The organism is Phaeobacter sp. HF9A (assembly GCF_011806385.1).
In the GTDB taxonomy this organism is placed as follows: Bacteria; Pseudomonadota; Alphaproteobacteria; order Rhodobacterales; family Rhodobacteraceae; genus Epibacterium.
This window is the reverse complement of the sequence record NZ_JAATOX010000004.1, coordinates 21,416-38,540: the sequence shown is the minus strand read 5'-3', so window position 1 is coordinate 38,540 and position 17,125 is coordinate 21,416. Positions and strand designations below refer to the sequence as shown.

The window sequence follows — 17,125 nt, the reverse complement described above, 5'->3', positions numbered from 1 at the left end:
ATCGCCGCGGCCATGTCGGGAATATGCGCTGCCGCGTCGCTGTTGTGTCAGCCTGCCTGGTCCGGGGAATTCAGACCCGCCAGCGCTCACCCAGCTGGCAAAAACGGCAGACTCTGTGCAGAGCGATCAGCGGGGCTCCGTTCTATCACAATCAATTGTAACGTTGCGCTCTGGTTGCATTTTGCAATGGTTTTCCCGACCGGGCGGCGTTAAGTTACCGCAAGTTTCGAGCTACCGATGGTCCATGACTGTCTGACAAAGCCTGGAAACGGCGGTTCTTCGCAAGGCTGGGTGGGTCAGCGGGGGCTGGGTATTCCCGGCGCGCGCCTGGCCCGATGATTTCAAGTTATTGTTCTGAAATCAAATACGAATATAATCCAGAAGCCGAAGGTCCAAGTCGTTCAGCGTGTCAGGTGTTACACTGGGGTCGTTCAGTCTGTGACAGAACGGAACCGGATCGTCTCGCCAGAAATCATGAGACACAATCGCGGAGTGTATTGATGCATGAATTATGCTGGGAAACGGGAAGTCCGGGTGAACTGCGCCTGCCCGACCAATCGGGTCAGATGAAGTTCTATTACCGCGAGGGTGGCATGTCTTTTGTCACGTCTTCGATCAAGACGGACCGCGATACCCAGATCAATTTCAGCAGTGATACAAATGTCTGCCAGCTGTCGGCGCAGTATTTTATCGCGGGGGATGCGCAGATCTGCCTGGGGACCGGCGCCACCTACAATTGGCGCGCCGGTACGGCGATGCTGATCCGTGCGGATTCGCCGGGGTTCCACCTGAAAATCGGCGCCGGGCAGGTGCTGCGCCATGTCTGCATCTCGATGCATTGCGATTACTTCAGGGAGCGCGTCAAAACCGATCTGTCTGCCGGGATCGGCGAGCTGTTCCAACGGGAGAAACCCGTCGATGTGGGCATTCCGCTGCGCACCACAGAGCCGCTCAAAGTCGTCGCCAACGAACTCTACAACTGCCAGATGGAAGGTGAGCTGGAGGCGCTGCGGTCCGATCTTATCGCCAAGCGGTTTCTGGTCGAGGCGCTTGCGATCTATGGCAAGGACAGCGCCGAAGCCGAAACGGACATCTCCCCGGTGACAGATCGCCACAGGGACATCCTTGCAAAGATCAAAAGACGCATCGAGGCGGTGCCGACACTTGGTCTCGGCGAGCTGCTGTCGCAGTATGCCGCAGCGGGCACGCCCTCTTTTCTGCGCCATCTTTTTCAGGTGGAATACGGGATTTCCATGTCGGCCTTTCAGCGCAATCTTCGCCTGAGCGAGGCGCGGCGCATGCTTGAAACCCAGGATGTGCACGTCAAACAGGTTGCCTTTGCCAGCGGGTATTCGCAGATCGGCAACTTTACCCGCGCCTATCGCAATCAATTCGGCGAGGCCCCAAGCAGCACCCGCAAGCGGGTTCAGGGCTACTAGGCGCAGCGATCCCCTCCCGACGGCTCTGGCCGTGTTGTTTGTTACACGGCCCGCCCGCGTTCTTCCCTACACTTGGCGCAGATCAATGAGGGGAAGGCGATGACCACGTCACTCACATCCATTGCGGCGGCGGCCACGTCGGCGTCGCCGCTGTCCACGTCGGCCACCGATGCCGCGGCGCCGTCCAGCGCGGCGCAGCAGGTTCCGGCCTTTGATTTCGGCGTCAATGTCTCCGGCACTGCGGCCGCGCTTGGCCTGTCGCAGCCGCGAAACGTGCAGGACCTGGAGCTGATCTTTGCTCAGGTCGCCGGCGAGCTGGACGCCACCCGCAGCCAGACCGGCGATCTGAGCGCAGCGGCGGATCTGTCGAAAAAAGCCAGCGATATCGGACTGATGGGGCAGGGGGCGGCAGATTTGAACGCAATGTCCCCCTCCATCGAAGAAGACGACCTGCTTGCCAAGCTGGTCAGCTTTGTCGTGTATCTGGTCAATGCGGTCTTTGGCATGATCTCTGACACCGCGCAGAATTCCGGTGCGGTCACCTCCACCAACAGCAAGACAGAGCAGGGGATCGAGAATGCCATCGGGCAATCCGTAAAGACCGAGCAGAATTTCTTTGACCGGCAGATGAGCCGGGACATTGTCAGTCCTGACCAGATCGCGGCCGGCATGCCGGAAAACGAGGGCGATCCGGTCGAGGTCGCGCAGCGCAGCTCGGCTTTTGCTCTGGCGCTCGGGGTCGTGGCCTCCAGCCTGGAGCAGGTGCTTGCAACCGCCGTGCCGCAGAATGCCGGCGCGATGGGGCCATCGTCACAAGAAGACGGGCGGGTGCGCCTTGCCGTCTGATCGCCGCAATTCCTATCGCCAACAAGACTGGGCCACGCTGCTGCGCCAGATTGGCGCCCAGCTCGATCTCCTGGCCAGTGCGCCCTTTGTGAAGGGCGACGCCGAGGCGGAAGCCAGGCTTCGCATGATATTGCAGGCCCAGGACATGGAGGCGCTGGATAAGGCGACGGATCAGCTTGCCGATTACCTGACCCGAAAGCGCGATTTCGAGGCCGCGCTTGATGCTCACCGAAAGGGGCTGCCGCCCCCGCCCCCCTCGCGGCCGATCGCTCAGGGGCGCTCTGGCGGTGGCGAGGCGCGGCGTGCTGCCGCCTCCGGCCCGTCCGGCGATGATTTCGAACTGGGTACCCGCTCCGCCAGCGCGGAAAGTTTCATCCCCCCGGGGCGACTTCGACTTTGAGGCGGGCAAGACAAGAGAAGGCAGATCATGGTTGATGTGACTGAACTGGGCTACAGCAGTTTTTGGGAGTCTCTCGAATTCGGCGAGGGGACGTCCGGGGCGAGCACGGGCAGCGGGGGGCGTCCCTATACCATGCCGGGCGGCTCTGCCGGGGCGGTGCCGCAGCAGTATTCAGACGGGGCCAAGGCGGTCTACCCCCGGTATGATGGCATAACCAGCACGCTGCCGGTCGAGATGCGGCCCGCAAGCTGGCAGTCCGACACATCGGCAGACGGGTATGCCCCCGACGATTTTGGATCATGGCATTCGGCCTATCAGGCGGAATACATCGCCACCCAATCGACCAATAGCGTCACCATCGCCCTGGGCGGGGAAACGGTCGCCTATTACGTGCTGACCGATGACAACAGACCCATCAACCTGATGAGCATGGCCCTGGCGGAATTCAGCGCCTTGTCCGCCTATGACCAGAGCAGATTTGCAAGCGACCTTGCTGCTCTGGGGCGGTTGGCGGAGCTCGGGCTGACGTCGGATCTGACAGCGGTCCAGGCGCGCATCAACGAGGTGATCGACACTATTTCCAGCAGCTCCGTCAGCATGCCCACCGAGGACAAAGACGTCTTTCTGGGACAGATCAGACTGATCGTGGAGGCGATGGGCGGCACCTACAACGGCAGCGGCGACGTCACGCTTGGCACCGGTGTCATCGCCGAGGATACGGTGCTCAGTGCCCTTTCCAGTATCGCGGACCGCTTCGTGCGCGCCAATACCTTCTTTGAGACCGAAGACCCGACCCGCACACTTATGTATATGCGCGTCATAGCCAACGTTGACGGCTTCGGCGACAGCTTTTCCTCCGAGGGCTCCTCGGATCTGGTCATCAATTCAAGCAGTTCCGATTTCGGCGCCACCATTCTGCGCGGCTATGAGGAGTATATGCGCGCCGAACGTGCGATCCTGACGTCGGAAACGCGCCGCAACGCGATCTCCAATTCGGGCTTCGTGGATACGACCGTCGATGTCCCCAGCCTGATTATGCGGTTCCAGCTGCTCTATGAGGTTGGCTCCGAGGCAATCGCCGACGCCAGCACCGAGGAAATCCGTCAGCTGCACAAGCTGTTGCAGGACTATGCGGTTATGCAGCAGCTGGTGAATACGCAACTCAGCCTCTATGATCCGGGCAAGGTCGATGAACGGCGACGGTTCATGGATGTGGGCAGCTACACCAAGACCGATGGTACCACCCACATTGATACGCGCCAAGTCATTGACGACATCGACCTGCACGCCGGGGTTGGTCACGGCTCCACGTTCCAGCTCTATGAGGCAGCAGATGACGGCAGTTTTGGCGAATACGTCGTCCTCTATGGCGAAGACCCTGGCGGCTACAGCGGGACGGACAAAACGCGGATTGCAGCAGAGACGAATGTGCCGAAATACAGCATCGCGCTGCTTTTTGATGGGACGAGCCCCATCAAGACCTATGTTGACGGGCTGCCCAAGGACAATGCGGCCTACACCCCCAAATGGGACGGCGTGGAATTTGACCAGGAGCAAATGTCGGTGCTGTCGATGTTCATCGAACCGGGCATGCTGTCGAGTGCGGACAATTCGCATCCGCTTGAAAAGCTCTATGGTGTTGATCGGCCTGCCATCGACATTCTGGACTGGACGAAAAACACGGGTGACGGGTCCCTGGCCCTGATGACCAAGAGCGAGTGGGAGAGTTTCTCCACCTCGCTGTCCGAGGCCGTGACGATCCTCAACCAGAACAGCCAGATCAAGCAGAACGATATCGACACCTCGACGAAACAGAAGAACCGGCATTTCGAGCTGGGCAACAACGCGCTTGAGAAGATGAATGATATTCTCATGTCCATCGGGCAGATTTAACAATGGCGATCGATACATTCTGGACCACACAGAACAGCGGCGCCTATGACCCTGTTCTTGACGAAACCCTGGGCGATACATTCGATGCGCCGCACAGCTATCTTGCGGATGCGCTCAGCAATGGCACGCTGGCCGCGCAACTCGCGTCCGATGCGGCGCAGCTCTACCCGGTCTTTGACGGCGAGACCAACGTGCTTGCCGGTCAGCCCGATGATTTCGCGTCCCCCACGGCCGAGAGTTTTCTAAATTGGCACACCGGCCATCAACTCGCCTGGTTGAAGCAATACGGTACGGAACGCACGGTGGACGGGTTGACCGTGGTGTCCGGCAGCTTTGCCGGTGGCAGCCCGGCGGCGCAGGCTCTCACGGTGGTGTTGTCACAGGATGGCGCGTCGGTGATCACGCTCAATACGCTGACACCAGAGCGGATCGCGACGCTGTCGTTGGACGACCAAAAGGCATTGGCGGGAATGGCCGAGTTTCGCGCGATCGTCGCGGATACGTTCAACCTTGCCCCCGCCACGGCAGACGGGACATCGGATCAGCTGCGCACGGAGATCAAGACCGTCATCCAGTCGGCGGCGTCGCAGATCGCGGCAACCAGCACCTACACCCCCGGTGCGCGTGCCACGTTTCTGGCCGATCCGTCCAGCCGTGGCGATCTGTATCACTATCTGTTCACCGAACAGCTCGAACTGCTTTCTGACCGCCTGGATGGCATGGCGATTTTCGACATCGACAAGATCAACCTGGCCGTCGCCGACATCCTGGAGCGGTTCACCCGGCTTGAACGCTACAAGACCATGACGCCCGAGGTGGCTGGCACGGTCAATTCCTTTGCCAATTCCACCGATGGCGGTGCCGCAGTCGCGGCGGCGGCGGAGCTGTTCCTCACCATCGAGACGCGGATCTATGACACGCAGGTTCAGTCCCGAGACCTGTCGTCGTCGGGGGAGTATAACGGCCGAGACGTGGATGCGCCCGGGCTGATTTTTCTGTTCCAGACCTTCGCGACCTATGCGAGCGAGGCAAAAGCCGACGCCAAGACGGAAGAGCTGAACCAGAACAACAAGCTGCTGGAAGACTACGCGCGGCTGCAAGAGTTGCTCAATGACACGCTCAACGCCTTTTCGGAGGCTGGCGCTGCGGCAGAGGTCGGGCTGGGTGGTGTCTCGACCCTGGCCGAGCTCGAAGATCTGGCCGCCGGCAATGCGCTGATCCTCGCGATGTTCGACACCGGCGCCGTCAACGCGGACACGAATACGATGCATCCCTCCGAGGCGGAACAGGGGCTGAACCGCCCGACGCTGCCGCTGATTTCCTCTGATGGCAGCACGCTTGTCCCCCACAGTAAAGAGGACTGGAATGCCTTTGCCACCAATATCGGCGAAATGACCACTCTCATCGGACAGGATAGCGAAGTGCGGATGGCCGAAGTGACCGAGCTGGGCGAGACAAAAAACCGTCAATACCAACTGGGCAGCAATGTTCTCAACAAGATGACCAATATAATCAGGTCAATCATCCATAGCTGAAGGAGCTGACATGACTCTGCGCAACATGCATGATGTCGTATCCACAATCGCCGAGGCGGCCGGTCTTGGCGATCTCGCTCCGAATGCCGAGGGCGTATTCGAGCTGATCGTCGCCGACAGCCTGTCGGTCTATTTTCGCTTTGATGGCGAAGACGTGCTGGAACTCGCGGTCGAGGTGCCCGCGCTGGCCAAGGCCAAGGACCCCGCGGTGCTGAGCGAAATGCTGGCGGTGAATACCAGCTCGCCGGATGGGCGTCTCGGGATGGAGCCGGGCACCGGGCGGGTGTTTTTTGGCCAGCGCCTTTTGATCCCCGAAGTGACCCGAAGCCAGCTGTTGCGCCGGATCGACGCCTTTATCCGCGCCGCAGCCCCATGGCAGAGCACCAGCGCACAGGCGCTTCTGGAGCGTGCACGCGCCGCATCGGCAGAGGGTGAAATCGGCGCTGTGATGCCTGATACGGTCCTGCGCGCCTAGGGCCGTGTCAGCATGTCGAACGACACCGCGCCGCAGTTTTGCCAGGTGTATTCCGGTAGAGAGAAGCATCAGTTTAGGAAAAGGATCGGAGAATGACGGTCAATAGGATTGGCGGTGCAACACCTCAGCCGGGGCTTGGTCTTCCCACAGGGGCACAGGCCGAGACGGCCTCCAACACGGTCGACTTTTCGTCGATGAATGACATTCTGGCCTTCACCGGCATCGGCGGGAAACAGGCAGACCGCCCGAAAATCGCCAAGGGGACCGGGGAAGGGGCGCCGCGTCTTGATGGCAAGGCGAAGGAGCGCAAGCAGACGGTCGGTGATTTTATCGCCAAAATCGCCAAGGGCATCGCCAAGTCGATCAGCACCGCCTTTGCCAAGCTGGGCCAGTCCGACCAGCCCAAGTTCCACGCCGCCCGCGGGCGCGAAGCCTTGCCGCAGGGCGCGGAGATCAGCTTTCCCGACAAGAAACCGATGAGCGAGGGGCTGACCGCCTGTGAAAACCTGCGCGGGCATCTTGAAAACTTCAAGGATGTCGGGACCTTCCTGCGTGGCAATGGCAAGGCGCAGAACGCGGGCTCCGACTTCCTGCGCAGCCATGCGCGCTATGACGTGGCCGCAACCGACGCGCTGATCGCGGCGGACAAGCCACTCGCGGCGCTCAGCAAATCCATCGCCGGGGCCGATGATTTCGTGTTTCTCAAGCGCGAGAATTTGACCAGCGAGCAGAAGACCCTGGTCTATGAGGCCGCCGAGCAGATGCTGGAGGCCTTGTTGCCCGAACCCGGCAGTGACACGCGTGGTTTCTCGGATGTGTTTTCCGCCGAGGCCAAGGAGGTCACCACCCTGGGGTTCGAGCTGATCGCGGATGAAGACCGCTCCGGGCTTTCTGCCGACGATCAGAAGGCGGTTGCGCATAAATACGTCAATTCGGAATGCGTGCTGCGTGGCCTGGCACCCGAATTCATCAATATCCGCGCCGGGCTGGACAAGGAAGAGGACGGGGCTGCGCTCAACTTCGCGGTCAGCATCATGCAAAGCATCTTTTCCGGTGCGAAAGAGCCGGGCGGTATCACCCAGGACGACGTGCAGCGGCCACTCTACACCGCGCTTTACGAGGCCTTCACGCCCCGCGTCGAGGCCTTCCTTGGGGAGATGGGCATGCCGGAAGGGTTGCGCTATGACACTTGATCCGATCCATATTCCCGACTTTCCTGTCCGCAAAGGACCTCGTCATGACTTTCAATGACACGCTAACCATGCTGATACGCGCCTTTGATCTCACGCAGGCAGAGGCGCTGGACTCGGGCGAGATGGTTTACAGCTTCGGTGGTGATCAGCCGTTTGGCGCGATGGCCTTTCCCAATGATACCTTGCGCTTGCACGTGCCCTTGGCGGTGGAGGCGTCGGAGGAGCTGGCGCTCAGCCGCTTGCTGGAGGCAAATTGCCTCGGGGTAGAGACCGGTTCCGCGCGGATCGCCCAAAACCCGGATGGCGCGGGGCTTGCGATGATTGACTTCATTGTGCTTGACGGGCTCGACGTGGACCAGCTGCAACTGCGGATTATAGATCTGTTGCTCTATGCCGATTTCTGGGACACGCAGGGGGCGGAAATCCTCTGGCAGGGCGCGCCCGTGATGCCGGATTTTTCGGATATGACCACGATCCGGGTCTGATCTGCACAGGCTGATGCCCCGGAGGCGCGATGAGCGGCGAGAAGACCGAACAACCGACACCGAAAAAAGAGCGCGACGCCCGGCAGAAAGGTCAGGTGGCGCGTTCGCAAGAGGTTGTGACCACAGTGTCGCTCTTTGGGGTTATCGCGACGATCTGGCTGATGGCGGGGGTGATCTGGGAAAAGCTGGTTGCGTTGATGGATACGCTGGCGGCTTTGGCGGCGCAGAATGACGACATGGCGTTGCAAAACGGATTGTCGGCCACGTTCGACATCGGCGCCTCCATTCTCCTGCCGGTTCTGGGCGTGACGCTCGCCTTTGGCATCGCGGCGAATTATGTTCAGGTCGGATCGCTGTTTTCCATGGAAGCCATCCAGCCAAAGCTGGAAAAAATCAGCATTGCCAAGGGCGTGAGCCGAATCTTCTCGATGAAGCAGCTCGTTGAGATGCTGAAATCCATCTTCAAGATCCTGTTCCTTTCCCTCCTGCTTTATATCGTTTTGAAAGAGGCGATCGGGCCGTTTCTTGGCTCTATCACCTGCGGCATGCTTTGTGTCTGGGCGGTGACCAAAGTCGTGACCCTGAAGCTGCTTGTCGTCTCTGGCGTGGCCTTCATCGTCGTTGCCGGTCTGGATTTCGTCTATCAAAAACACAGCCACACCAAGAGCCTGATGATGTCAAAGGACGAGGTGAAGCGCGAATACAAGGAAAGCGAAGGCGACCCCGTCGTCAAAGGCCAGCGCAAGCAGCTTGCGCGGGAACTGGTGATGTCCGACGTGAAAAAGCAGGTGCCTGGGGCCTCGGCCGTTGTGGTGAACCCGACCCATATTGCGGTGGCCATCCGCTACAAGGAGGGCGAAACGCCCTTGCCGATGGTGGTTGCCAAAGGGCGGGAAAAACGCGCGCAGGACATCCGTATCGAAGCGGAACGCGCTGGTGTGCCGATCTTTCGCAACGTGCCCTTGGCGCGCAGCCTCTATGCGGATACGCCCGTCGACGGTTTTGTCTCGGACGAGGCATTCGCGGTGGTGGCGGAAATCCTGGCCTGGGTGCAGAACCATGAAATGGAGCTCTACAAAGGGCCGCTTCGGCATGGGGATCTCGACATGGAACGCGACGACCACAAGGCGAAGAGATACTGAGATTGAAACAGTCCGGTCGGGAGGGCCGGTCGGATCCTGCTGATCGGTCTTTTGGAGGAATCATCCGTAGCCAGCCTGACCCGGTTTGGATAGACAAAAGCCCCGGTTCACACCGGGGCTTTGTTCTTTGATCGGGCGCGGGGTCCGCTCAGAAATTCAGGTCCTGACCCCAGCGCATGATCGCCGCGTCATCCCCCGCCAAGATCGCCACCAGCATCTGACGCGCTTCAGGCCCCCCGATATTCATCTGATTGAAGACCTCATGATCCAGCAGGGCGCCGAAATCGCTGGCGCGTTTGTCGGGATCGGGATGCGTCATCAGGTTGATGAAATCGTCCACAAGAGGATCCCCGAGCGTGCTGCGCACCGCGCCATCATGAGACCCGATCGGCGCAACACCGCTTTCGTGAAGGCGCGCTTGTTCGTCCATACCTTTAGAGGAAAACTTGAACTCTGTTTCCGAAAGCGTGAAATCACCGGTCAGCATGTTCACCGCCGTCACCCCAAGCGCGAACATGTCATAGCTGCGACCATCGAACTGCGTTTGAGAGAGATAGTCGTCAGTGGCCGCTCGCAGAGTGCGCTGAGCTACTCTTGCCGCTACGTTGTCGAAGTTTTTTTGCTCCGCCGTTGAGCGTTCACCGGGTGCAAAGAACCTTTCAGCGAATTGCAGGCCCGCTTCCTTGGCGATCGGCTTCAACGGGGACTTCCCGTTGGCCTGGATTTCGCCATACAGGACCTTGGGGTCCTTCCAGGTGAAGTTATCGACTTGTTTGCTGTCTTTCAGAGTTGGGGTCTCGGTTTGGACTGTGGTGCCAAAATCCGCAAGCTGGCTGACGCCCTCGTCGGTGATGAACAGGTTTGGTGCCTTGAAGTCGATATGGGTCATGCCTGCTGTGTCGTGCAGGTGCTGCATGCCCTTGATCGCGTCGGCCATGACGGTCAGCGCCACGGTCTGCGCGGTCTTGGCGGAAATCTTGCCGTCCGCCAGTGCCGCCGCGATGGCTTTTTGCGCCTTCGATCCGTCGCCGGCGCCAGCAAGCGGGGTTGCGATCACAAAGTTGTCCTCGCGGGTCCGTGCAGCCCCGGAAAAGCCCAGAATGTTATCGTTCGGTTCTGCGGCGGCGTGACGATGGGCCGTGATTTCTGTTGCGAAGCTGTCGTGCGATGACGCGTTGCTCTCGATTTCGAATTTCACCGCCAGGCTGCCAGAGCCATCCTGCGCGTCGTAGCGTATCACCTCGCCAAAGCCGCCTTCGGCAATTTTGGGTCCGCGCGCGTAGTCCTTGCCGTCGATGGTCAGGACGGCCTTGTCATCGGAAATGCTGGCGCCCAGCATCTTGTTGGCGGTCAAATGAAAGGTTTGCTCGGCCAGCTCGCGCAGCTCGGCCTTGATCATTTTCGGCAGGCGCCCCTCGCCGGTGGCCTCGGCCATGTCCTGGAACTTGCTGGTGAGCGCTGCGATCAGATCCTCGCCGTCGCCCAGTTCAAAGTTCGGGTGCGCCGCGCGCATCTCTGGTGACGACATCGCGCTGGCCAGCGTGTCGGACAACGTTTCCGCGATCCCCTGTGCGCTGTAGTCCCCCGTCATCGCCCCGCTCAGGCGCTGGATCATCGCGTCGCCGGCTTCCCGCACCGCGACGCGCGCCTCAAACGGCATTTCGCTCAGCCCCAGCTTGCTGTTTTCCTGCGCGCGGCTATTGGCCAGATCGCCGGACAAGCTGTTGGCAAAAGAAGCAATCGCCTTGAGCGCTGTGCTGCCTGGTTTCATGAACTGGCCATGTGAGGTCATGTTGTGGATCAGGCTTTTGACTTCCAGGTCGGCAAAATCGCGGACATCGTTGCTGGCAACCTGATTGACCGCACGTTTTGCCATGTCGATCCGGTCCTGCGCCCGGCCGGTCAGCTTGGACAGCAGGCCGGATTTGTTCTGCGAGGCATAAAGCGTGATCGAGCCATCTTTGTTCTGCTTGCCCTTGAGGCGCATCCCATCGTCCAGCCCCTGAGCAAAGTCATTGAGCTGGGCGGCAGTGGTGGATGTATTGACGTTAAGCGAGGGTTTCAGTGACATGGTGCTGCTCCCTTATGCCCGCAGAATATGCTCGGCGGAGAAATCCACCGCATCCGCAGGCGCTTGCTGGAAAAACCGGTCCCATTGGCTGCGTGCGCGACGCAGATTGGCAAGCGCCAGGGACAGGCTGTCGCTGTCCAGCACCGCAACGGGCAGGTCGGTGATCAGAAATATATGAGACTCTGCAAGCGCGGTTCGGACGTTTCCTGTTTCGCGCCACATCAGGTTGTAGGTCAAAAGACCCTGCATCGCCTTTTCCAACGCATCTTGGCCGACATTGGCCAGCGTGGTGGAGAGCATCAGGCGCTGACCGGTTTCAAACAGTTCCAGGTCGATCTGCTCGTCGCCCTGAAAACCGAGGCTCCAGCTGCTGGCGCTGGTCTGAAGGACCGCATCAATATCGGGGTTTATCTCGGCCAGCGCGACAAGCGCATTGGACATGAAGACGTCAAAGTCTTGCTCGGGGGTGCTCATGAACGAACCTTTCTGTGGTATGACGCCTGCCATCATGCCTGCTCTTGCCGCGGTCGGGTGTACCGTTTGTCTCAGCCGCGGCGGGCGCGCTCGGGGACGAGGGTCGTGTCGCCGAGCTGACGGCAGCATCCATCCGTCAGGCGGGCCTGGAAATCTGTCAAAACTGTAAGCTTGGCGACAGACCCATTGCACATCCAGCTGTCAAAACGCCGCCATACCGATGCATGCGTGAAAGGACGAAGATGCTGAAACTCTGTCAAAGATACTTGGTCGGCGTGGTTGGCACATGTCTTTTCGGGCCGCATCCGGTCCGCCGTGCCTTGCTGATCCCAGTCACCGCAACGCAGCCCGTCGCCCATCGTCGCGCGGCACGCGCCGCTCTTACACCTCGCAGATTCTGAAAGGCCCCTCCATGAAACATCCGCTCTTTACCTTGGTCACCGTTCTGTGCCTTTCGTCACCAGCCTTGGTTTCGGCAGAACCTCTTGATTGCCCCAACCCGTCAGCGGTCTTTACCGAAGCCGGGGGCGGTACATTTGACCTTGCGGCGCTGGCGCAAAAGGTCGGCACGGCCGAGCTTGATGGCGACAACCTCAGCACGATCGCGCAGGAGCTGGCCAAGGCACATCCCGATGCAACAAAAGCGGACATCGCCGACATCATGATCACGGCGTTCTGCAATTACCTCAACACCGACGCGCCGGCCAACCACCGAAGCGAAGCCTTTGTCACAAACTTCGAAAATCAGGTTTCAATCGCTGTGTATGGCGCGGACAAGCCTGCTGATTGATACCACCCCGCATGGCGTCGTGAGGCGCCCGACAGCCCATAAAGCCATTGCCGCAACACTGAACCCGTCACCCCAGGTGGCGGGTTTTTGCTGTGGGCAGAATGACTTGCAAAGTTGTCGTTCTTGTAAGCTTGCCGAAAGGTCCATGCAGAAGAGAGCGTTTAGATATCCTTCAACGCCGCAAGAAACCGCTCTGAAGGAACAGTAAAATGACACACGCCGACGTCATATCGAATGCTTTTGCGATGCCGCTCACCAGCCCTTCCTATCCGAAGGGCCCCTATAAATTCGTCGATCGCGAGTTTCTGACCATCACCTATCGCACCGATCCAGAGGCGCTGCGCCGCGTGGTGCCCGAGCCGTTGCAGATCGGCGAGCCGCTGGTGAAATACGAATTCATCCGCATGCCCGACAGCACCGGCTTTGGCGATTATACCGAAAGCGGTCAGGTGATCCCGGTGACACTGGACGGGGTCGCGGGCGGCTATGTGCACTCGATGTTTCTGAATGACGATGCGCCGATCGCGGGCGGGCGCGAAATCTGGGGATTTCCCAAGAAGCTCGCCGATCCGGCGCTGCGGGTCGAAAAAGACACGCTGGTCGGCACGCTGGACGTGGGCTCCGTCCGGGTGGCAACGGGCACGATGGGCTACAAGCACCGCGCGCTGGATCATGACACCGTGCTCAAGGGATTTGATGCTCCGAACTTCATGCTGAAAATCATTCCGCATGTGGATTGCACGCCCCGTATTTGCGAACTGGTCCGCTACTACACCCGGGACGTAACGCTGAAAGGCGCCTGGGAGGGACCGGCCGGGCTGGAACTGCACCAGCACGCGTTGGCCCCTGTCGCCGAGCTGCCGGTGCTGGAGGTCGTCTCTGCCGTTCACCTGCTGACCGACCTGACCCTCGGGCTGGGCGAGGTGGTGCACGATTACCTTCAGCCGAAAGGGTAAGGGGCCATGTCCGCGACACGCCAAACCATCGTCACCACCCGGCATAGCCTGCCGACGCGACTGGTCCACGCCGGGATGGCGCTTGCGGTTGTGACGGCCCTGTTTGCCAGCCTTGGCATGGAACATCCCAAACCGGGTTTTGCGGGCAATTTCCTCTTTGAGATCCACGAATTCGGGGGGCTTGCCGCCTTCAGCCTGATCGTGCTCTTCTGGCTCGTGCTGACCGTCCGCAAACGGGGCACCCCGGCGGGGCTATTGTTCCCCTGGGCCTCGGCCCGGCGGCGTGCCGCGGTCTGGACCGACCTCAAGGCGCATCTTGCGGCGCTGTGCAAACTGCGCCTGCCGGCGCACGACGATGACAGCCCCTTGGCCAGTGCAGTGCACGGGCTGGGCATCCTGCTGATCACCGCGATGTCGGGCACCGGAACGATCTTCTACTTTTTCGGAGGCGGCAACCCGGACGCCCCCGGTCTCATCAGCCTCGACATGGGGCTTCACCAAGCGCTGGCAAATCTCGCCTGGGTCTACCTGATCGGCCACGTGAGCCTTGCCGTGCTCCAACATCTGTTCACCGATTTCAACCTGCGCAGCATGTGGTCTCTCCGCAGCGCGCAACAGAAGGAAACTTTGAAATGACCCTCAAGGATAAAGTCTGCATCATCACCGGCTCCGCCAGCGGCATCGGTCTCGGCATTGCCAAACGCTACATCGCTGATGGCGCCAAGGTTGTCATCGCCGATCTGAAACTGGACGCTGCCCAGAAAACCGCCGAGGAGCTGACCGCGACAGGCCCGGGCGAGGCGATGGCGGTCGAGATGAACGTCACCGACGAGGCGCAGGTCAACGCAGGTGTCGCAGCGGTCATCGAGAAATGGGGCAAGATCGACGTGCTGGTCTCCAACGCCGGGATCCAGATCGTGCACCCGATCGAGGACTTTCCGTTCAACGAATGGAAGAAACTGCTGTCCATCCACCTCGACGGGGCCTTCCTGACCTCAAAGGCGGTAATGCCGCATATGCAAAAGGCCGGATCGGGCGCGATCATCTTCATGGGCTCTGTGCATTCCAAGGAAGCCAGCCCGCTGAAATCTGCCTATGTGACCGCCAAACACGGGCTTTTGGGTCTCGCCCGCGTGATCTCCAAGGAAGGCGCCAAGCACGGCATCCGCGCCAATGTGATCTGCCCCGGCTTCGTCAAGACCCCGCTGGTGGAGAAACAGATCCCCGAACAGGCGCGCGATCTTGGCATCTCGGAAGAAGAGGTCGTCAACAAGGTTATGCTGGGTGAGACCGTGGACCAGGAATTCACCACCATCGAGGACGTCGCCGAAGTGGCCCATGTCTTTGCCGCCTTCCCGACCAATGCGCTCACCGGTCAGTCGCTGGTGGTCAGCCATGGCTGGTACATGAACTAGGCGCAAGATCCATCGAAGAGAGAAAACAACGCAATACCAATGTTTTGCTGACCGCCCGGGCCGCTCGATACGCCTGTGGTCCGGCGGCGGCGACACAGACGCAACTGAATTCAAGGCAGACACTGAAAAGGAGACCAACATGTCTGAACTGATCGTCATCGGGTATGACGCACCCGAAAAAGCCGAAGAAGCCCGCACCGATCTGATGAAAATGTCAGCGGAATATCTGGTCGATGTTGCCGACGCGGTGGTCGCTGTTGCCGACGCCGACGGGAACGTCAAGCTCAACCAGATGGTCAACATGTGGACCGCGGGGGCCGCGGGCGGGGCCTTCTGGGGCCTGTTGATCGGGATGGTGTTCTTCAACCCGCTGCTGGGGGTCGCCGTCGGCGCCGGGGCCGGGGCACTGTCCGGCGCGTTGAGCGACTACGGCATCAACGACGATTTCATGAAAGACGTGGGCAGCGTCCTGCAACCGGGTCAGGCCGCGCTCTTCATGATGGTACGCGCCAATGCGTCGGACAAGGTCATCGAGCGGCTGGGCGAACATGGCGGCCGGGTGCTGCGCACCAATCTCGACACCGACGCCGAAAATCACCTGCGCCGGGCGTTTGACGAGGCCCACAAGGCCGAACTTGACGCGTCAACGCCAGACCAGGCCTAAGTGCGGATCACAATCAAAGGCGAACCCGGAAGCCCGGATCCGCCCCACCCCAATCTGCACCGATGGGGGTATGAGGAGCAACCGTGAAACGAGAGGGCGCCGCAGGCCGTCACGGCTCTTATACCCTGCGTCATCTGGGGGCGATACCCTCTGAAATTGCTGAGTCCAGCCCCTTGATGACGCCCATCATCGGCCAGATCCGCCGTCTGATCGCCCGCTGGCCTTGCTCGGCCGCGGGCATATTTTTGTTCAATGCTAAAATAAAATTTTGCGTTTTGTGGACTGGAATTGCGTTTAAGGGATAGCGCGGAACTGCCGCTGGTCCCGGGGTTTTCTGCTGGTGAAAAGGGCCGAAAAAGCCTGAAAATCGGGGGTAATGTGCTGATAACGCACATAATCATCCGAGTGAGAGCCGCTCTTTTATTCTGGCTTCACGGATCGATGAATCGGTCTCAGCGGGGCCTGCTAAAAGTAAAAAGATTTAGGCTTGAAATAAATTTTTGATTGGCGTTTGCTGAGATCAAGAAAAACAAGACCTGCACAGGGAGTTGCCAATGACCTCCGCCGATACACTTGCCAAGCTCGCGTCGTCCTTGCTGGACGGTTCCATCCGCGTCGTCGATTGCGCGGCGCCTCTCGGCCCGGACACGCCGCTGCTGAAGCTGCCGCCCGAACTGGCCGTCGATACGCCCAAGATCGAAATTCACCCGATCAGCAAGTACAATGACACAGGCCCCTGGTGGGCGTGGAACTGGCTAAAGCTGGGCGAACATTCGGGCACCCACTATGACGCGCCGCATCATTGGGTCACCGGCAAGGATTTCCCCGACGGCTCCGTCGACACGATCGACCCGCAGGCTTTTGTTGCTCCGGCGAATGTCATTGATTGCGCGGCCGAGGCGGCGGCTGACAACGACTTCCTGCTGACCGCCGATGCGGTGAAGGCATGGGAAGCCGAGCATGGTGAGATCAAGGCGGGTGAATGGGTGCTGATGCGCACCGATTGGGACCAGTTCAACACCGACGAGGACAAGTTCCTGAACGCCGATGGCGAAGGCATGCCCCACACGCCCGGCCCCGATCAGGGCTGTATTGAATACCTGATGGAAAAACAGGCTCTGGGTTGGGGGACACAGTGCATTGGCACCGATGCGGGCATGGCCGCGACCTTCCCGGTGCCGTTCCCTGCGCATAATCTGCTGCACAAGAACAACCGCTACGGGTTGGCCTCGCTGGTCAACCTCGACAAGCTGCCGCCGAAAGGCGCGATCTTTATCGCCAACCCGCTGAAGATCGTCGAAGGCACAGGCTCGCCGGTTCGGGCGCTGGCTCTGGTTCCGGCATAGT

General features: G+C 60.1%; 17 protein-coding genes. 15 read left to right on the top strand and 2 right to left on the bottom strand.

The features are described 5' to 3' along the window. Window positions 1-500 precede the first annotated feature (500 nt). The 9 genes from HCZ87_RS01130 to sctU all read left to right on the top strand — a co-directional run bounded on the left by HCZ87_RS01130 (window position 501) and on the right by sctU (window position 9,408). Window positions 501-1,439, top strand: a complete 939-nt coding sequence (locus HCZ87_RS01130; RefSeq protein WP_167641928.1) for a helix-turn-helix transcriptional regulator — start codon at window positions 501-503, stop codon at window positions 1,437-1,439. Between the two features lie 99 nt (window positions 1,440-1,538). Next, on the top strand, window positions 1,539-2,285 hold the full coding sequence (locus tag HCZ87_RS01125) for a hypothetical protein (RefSeq protein WP_167641927.1): 747 nt from the start codon (window positions 1,539-1,541) through the stop codon (window positions 2,283-2,285). Then, entirely contained in the window at window positions 2,275-2,685 is a 411-nt protein-coding gene (locus HCZ87_RS01120) for a hypothetical protein (protein WP_167641926.1), read from the top strand. The genes HCZ87_RS01125 and HCZ87_RS01120 overlap by 11 nt, the downstream gene beginning before the upstream one ends. A 27-nt stretch (window positions 2,686-2,712) precedes the next feature. Beyond that, window positions 2,713-4,578: a hypothetical protein gene (locus HCZ87_RS01115; protein WP_167641925.1), complete on the top strand. Its 1,866-nt coding sequence runs from the start codon at window positions 2,713-2,715 to the stop codon at window positions 4,576-4,578. A 2-nt stretch (window positions 4,579-4,580) separates the two neighbouring features. Next, a complete protein-coding gene (locus HCZ87_RS01110) occupies window positions 4,581-6,113 on the top strand; it encodes a hypothetical protein (RefSeq protein WP_167641924.1) in 1,533 nt (510 codons plus the stop codon). Window positions 6,114-6,123: 10 nt separating this feature from the next. After that, window positions 6,124-6,588: a type III secretion system chaperone gene (locus tag HCZ87_RS01105; protein ID WP_167641923.1), complete on the top strand. Its 465-nt coding sequence runs from the start codon at window positions 6,124-6,126 to the stop codon at window positions 6,586-6,588. A gap of 92 nt (window positions 6,589-6,680) precedes the next feature. Next, window positions 6,681-7,781, top strand: coding sequence for a hypothetical protein (locus HCZ87_RS01100; protein WP_167641922.1), 1,101 nt, complete (start codon window positions 6,681-6,683; stop codon window positions 7,779-7,781). A gap of 44 nt (window positions 7,782-7,825) precedes the next feature. Then, entirely contained in the window at window positions 7,826-8,266 is a 441-nt protein-coding gene (locus HCZ87_RS01095) for a type III secretion system chaperone (RefSeq protein WP_167641921.1), read from the top strand. A gap of 29 nt (window positions 8,267-8,295) precedes the next feature. Next, complete coding sequence (gene sctU / locus HCZ87_RS01090; protein WP_167641920.1) at window positions 8,296-9,408, top strand: type III secretion system export apparatus subunit SctU; 1,113 nt, start codon at window positions 8,296-8,298, stop codon at window positions 9,406-9,408. Between the two features lie 148 nt (window positions 9,409-9,556). Here sctU and HCZ87_RS01085 read toward each other — a convergent pair whose 3' ends face one another. Together HCZ87_RS01085 and HCZ87_RS01080 are read right to left on the bottom strand one after the other, a co-directional pair. Further along, on the bottom strand, window positions 9,557-11,479 hold the full coding sequence (locus HCZ87_RS01085) for a serine/threonine-protein kinase (protein WP_167641919.1): 1,923 nt from the start codon (window positions 11,477-11,479) through the stop codon (window positions 9,557-9,559). A gap of 12 nt (window positions 11,480-11,491) precedes the next feature. Further along, window positions 11,492-11,953, bottom strand: coding sequence for a type III secretion system chaperone (locus HCZ87_RS01080; RefSeq protein ID WP_167641918.1), 462 nt, complete (start codon window positions 11,951-11,953; stop codon window positions 11,492-11,494). A gap of 412 nt (window positions 11,954-12,365) precedes the next feature. Here HCZ87_RS01080 and HCZ87_RS01075 point away from each other — a divergent pair, with 412 nt between their 5' ends. From HCZ87_RS01075 to HCZ87_RS01050, 6 genes are all read left to right on the top strand, one after another. Further along, the gene (locus HCZ87_RS01075; protein WP_167641917.1) at window positions 12,366-12,743 is read left to right on the top strand and encodes a hypothetical protein; all 378 of its coding nucleotides are present in this window, start codon (window positions 12,366-12,368) and stop codon (window positions 12,741-12,743) included. Window positions 12,744-12,952: 209 nt separating this feature from the next. After that, window positions 12,953-13,699 (top strand): acetoacetate decarboxylase, encoded by a 747-nt coding sequence (locus HCZ87_RS01070; protein WP_167641916.1) that lies wholly within the window; start codon window positions 12,953-12,955, stop codon window positions 13,697-13,699. Between the two features lie 6 nt (window positions 13,700-13,705). After that, a complete protein-coding gene (locus HCZ87_RS01065; RefSeq protein ID WP_167641915.1) occupies window positions 13,706-14,335 on the top strand; it encodes a cytochrome b/b6 domain-containing protein in 630 nt (209 codons plus the stop codon). Next, complete coding sequence (locus HCZ87_RS01060) at window positions 14,332-15,114, top strand: 3-hydroxybutyrate dehydrogenase (RefSeq protein ID WP_167641914.1); 783 nt, start codon at window positions 14,332-14,334, stop codon at window positions 15,112-15,114. Before HCZ87_RS01065 ends, HCZ87_RS01060 begins: the two co-directional genes overlap by 4 nt. 139 nt (window positions 15,115-15,253) lie before the next feature. Beyond that, window positions 15,254-15,778: a DUF1269 domain-containing protein gene (locus HCZ87_RS01055; RefSeq protein ID WP_167641913.1), complete on the top strand. Its 525-nt coding sequence runs from the start codon at window positions 15,254-15,256 to the stop codon at window positions 15,776-15,778. Window positions 15,779-16,332: 554 nt separating this feature from the next. Further along, entirely contained in the window at window positions 16,333-17,124 is a 792-nt protein-coding gene (locus HCZ87_RS01050) for a cyclase family protein (protein ID WP_167641912.1), read from the top strand. The last annotated feature ends 1 nt before the right edge of the window (window position 17,125 follow it).

What these genes read in the sequence shown, in the direction of transcription:
- HCZ87_RS01130 (WP_167641928.1), top strand. Translation starts at nt 501, where the DNA reads ATGCATGAATTATGCTGGGAAACGGGAAGTCCGGGTGAACTGCGCCTG.
- HCZ87_RS01125 (WP_167641927.1), top strand. Translation starts at nt 1,539, where the DNA reads ATGACCACGTCACTCACATCCATTGCGGCGGCGGCCACGTCGGCGTCG.
- HCZ87_RS01115 (WP_167641925.1), top strand. Translation starts at nt 2,713, where the DNA reads ATGGTTGATGTGACTGAACTGGGCTACAGCAGTTTTTGGGAGTCTCTC.
- HCZ87_RS01110 (WP_167641924.1), top strand. Translation starts at nt 4,581, where the DNA reads ATGGCGATCGATACATTCTGGACCACACAGAACAGCGGCGCCTATGAC.
- HCZ87_RS01105 (WP_167641923.1), top strand. Translation starts at nt 6,124, where the DNA reads ATGACTCTGCGCAACATGCATGATGTCGTATCCACAATCGCCGAGGCG.
- HCZ87_RS01100 (WP_167641922.1), top strand. Translation starts at nt 6,681, where the DNA reads ATGACGGTCAATAGGATTGGCGGTGCAACACCTCAGCCGGGGCTTGGT.
- HCZ87_RS01095 (WP_167641921.1), top strand. Translation starts at nt 7,826, where the DNA reads ATGACTTTCAATGACACGCTAACCATGCTGATACGCGCCTTTGATCTC.
- sctU (WP_167641920.1), top strand. Translation starts at nt 8,296, where the DNA reads ATGAGCGGCGAGAAGACCGAACAACCGACACCGAAAAAAGAGCGCGAC.
- HCZ87_RS01085 (WP_167641919.1), bottom strand. Translation starts at nt 11,479, where the DNA reads ATGTCACTGAAACCCTCGCTTAACGTCAATACATCCACCACTGCCGCC.
- HCZ87_RS01080 (WP_167641918.1), bottom strand. Translation starts at nt 11,953, where the DNA reads ATGAGCACCCCCGAGCAAGACTTTGACGTCTTCATGTCCAATGCGCTT.
- HCZ87_RS01075 (WP_167641917.1), top strand. Translation starts at nt 12,366, where the DNA reads ATGAAACATCCGCTCTTTACCTTGGTCACCGTTCTGTGCCTTTCGTCA.
- HCZ87_RS01070 (WP_167641916.1), top strand. Translation starts at nt 12,953, where the DNA reads ATGACACACGCCGACGTCATATCGAATGCTTTTGCGATGCCGCTCACC.
- HCZ87_RS01065 (WP_167641915.1), top strand. Translation starts at nt 13,706, where the DNA reads ATGTCCGCGACACGCCAAACCATCGTCACCACCCGGCATAGCCTGCCG.
- HCZ87_RS01060 (WP_167641914.1), top strand. Translation starts at nt 14,332, where the DNA reads ATGACCCTCAAGGATAAAGTCTGCATCATCACCGGCTCCGCCAGCGGC.
- HCZ87_RS01055 (WP_167641913.1), top strand. Translation starts at nt 15,254, where the DNA reads ATGTCTGAACTGATCGTCATCGGGTATGACGCACCCGAAAAAGCCGAA.
- HCZ87_RS01050 (WP_167641912.1), top strand. Translation starts at nt 16,333, where the DNA reads ATGACCTCCGCCGATACACTTGCCAAGCTCGCGTCGTCCTTGCTGGAC.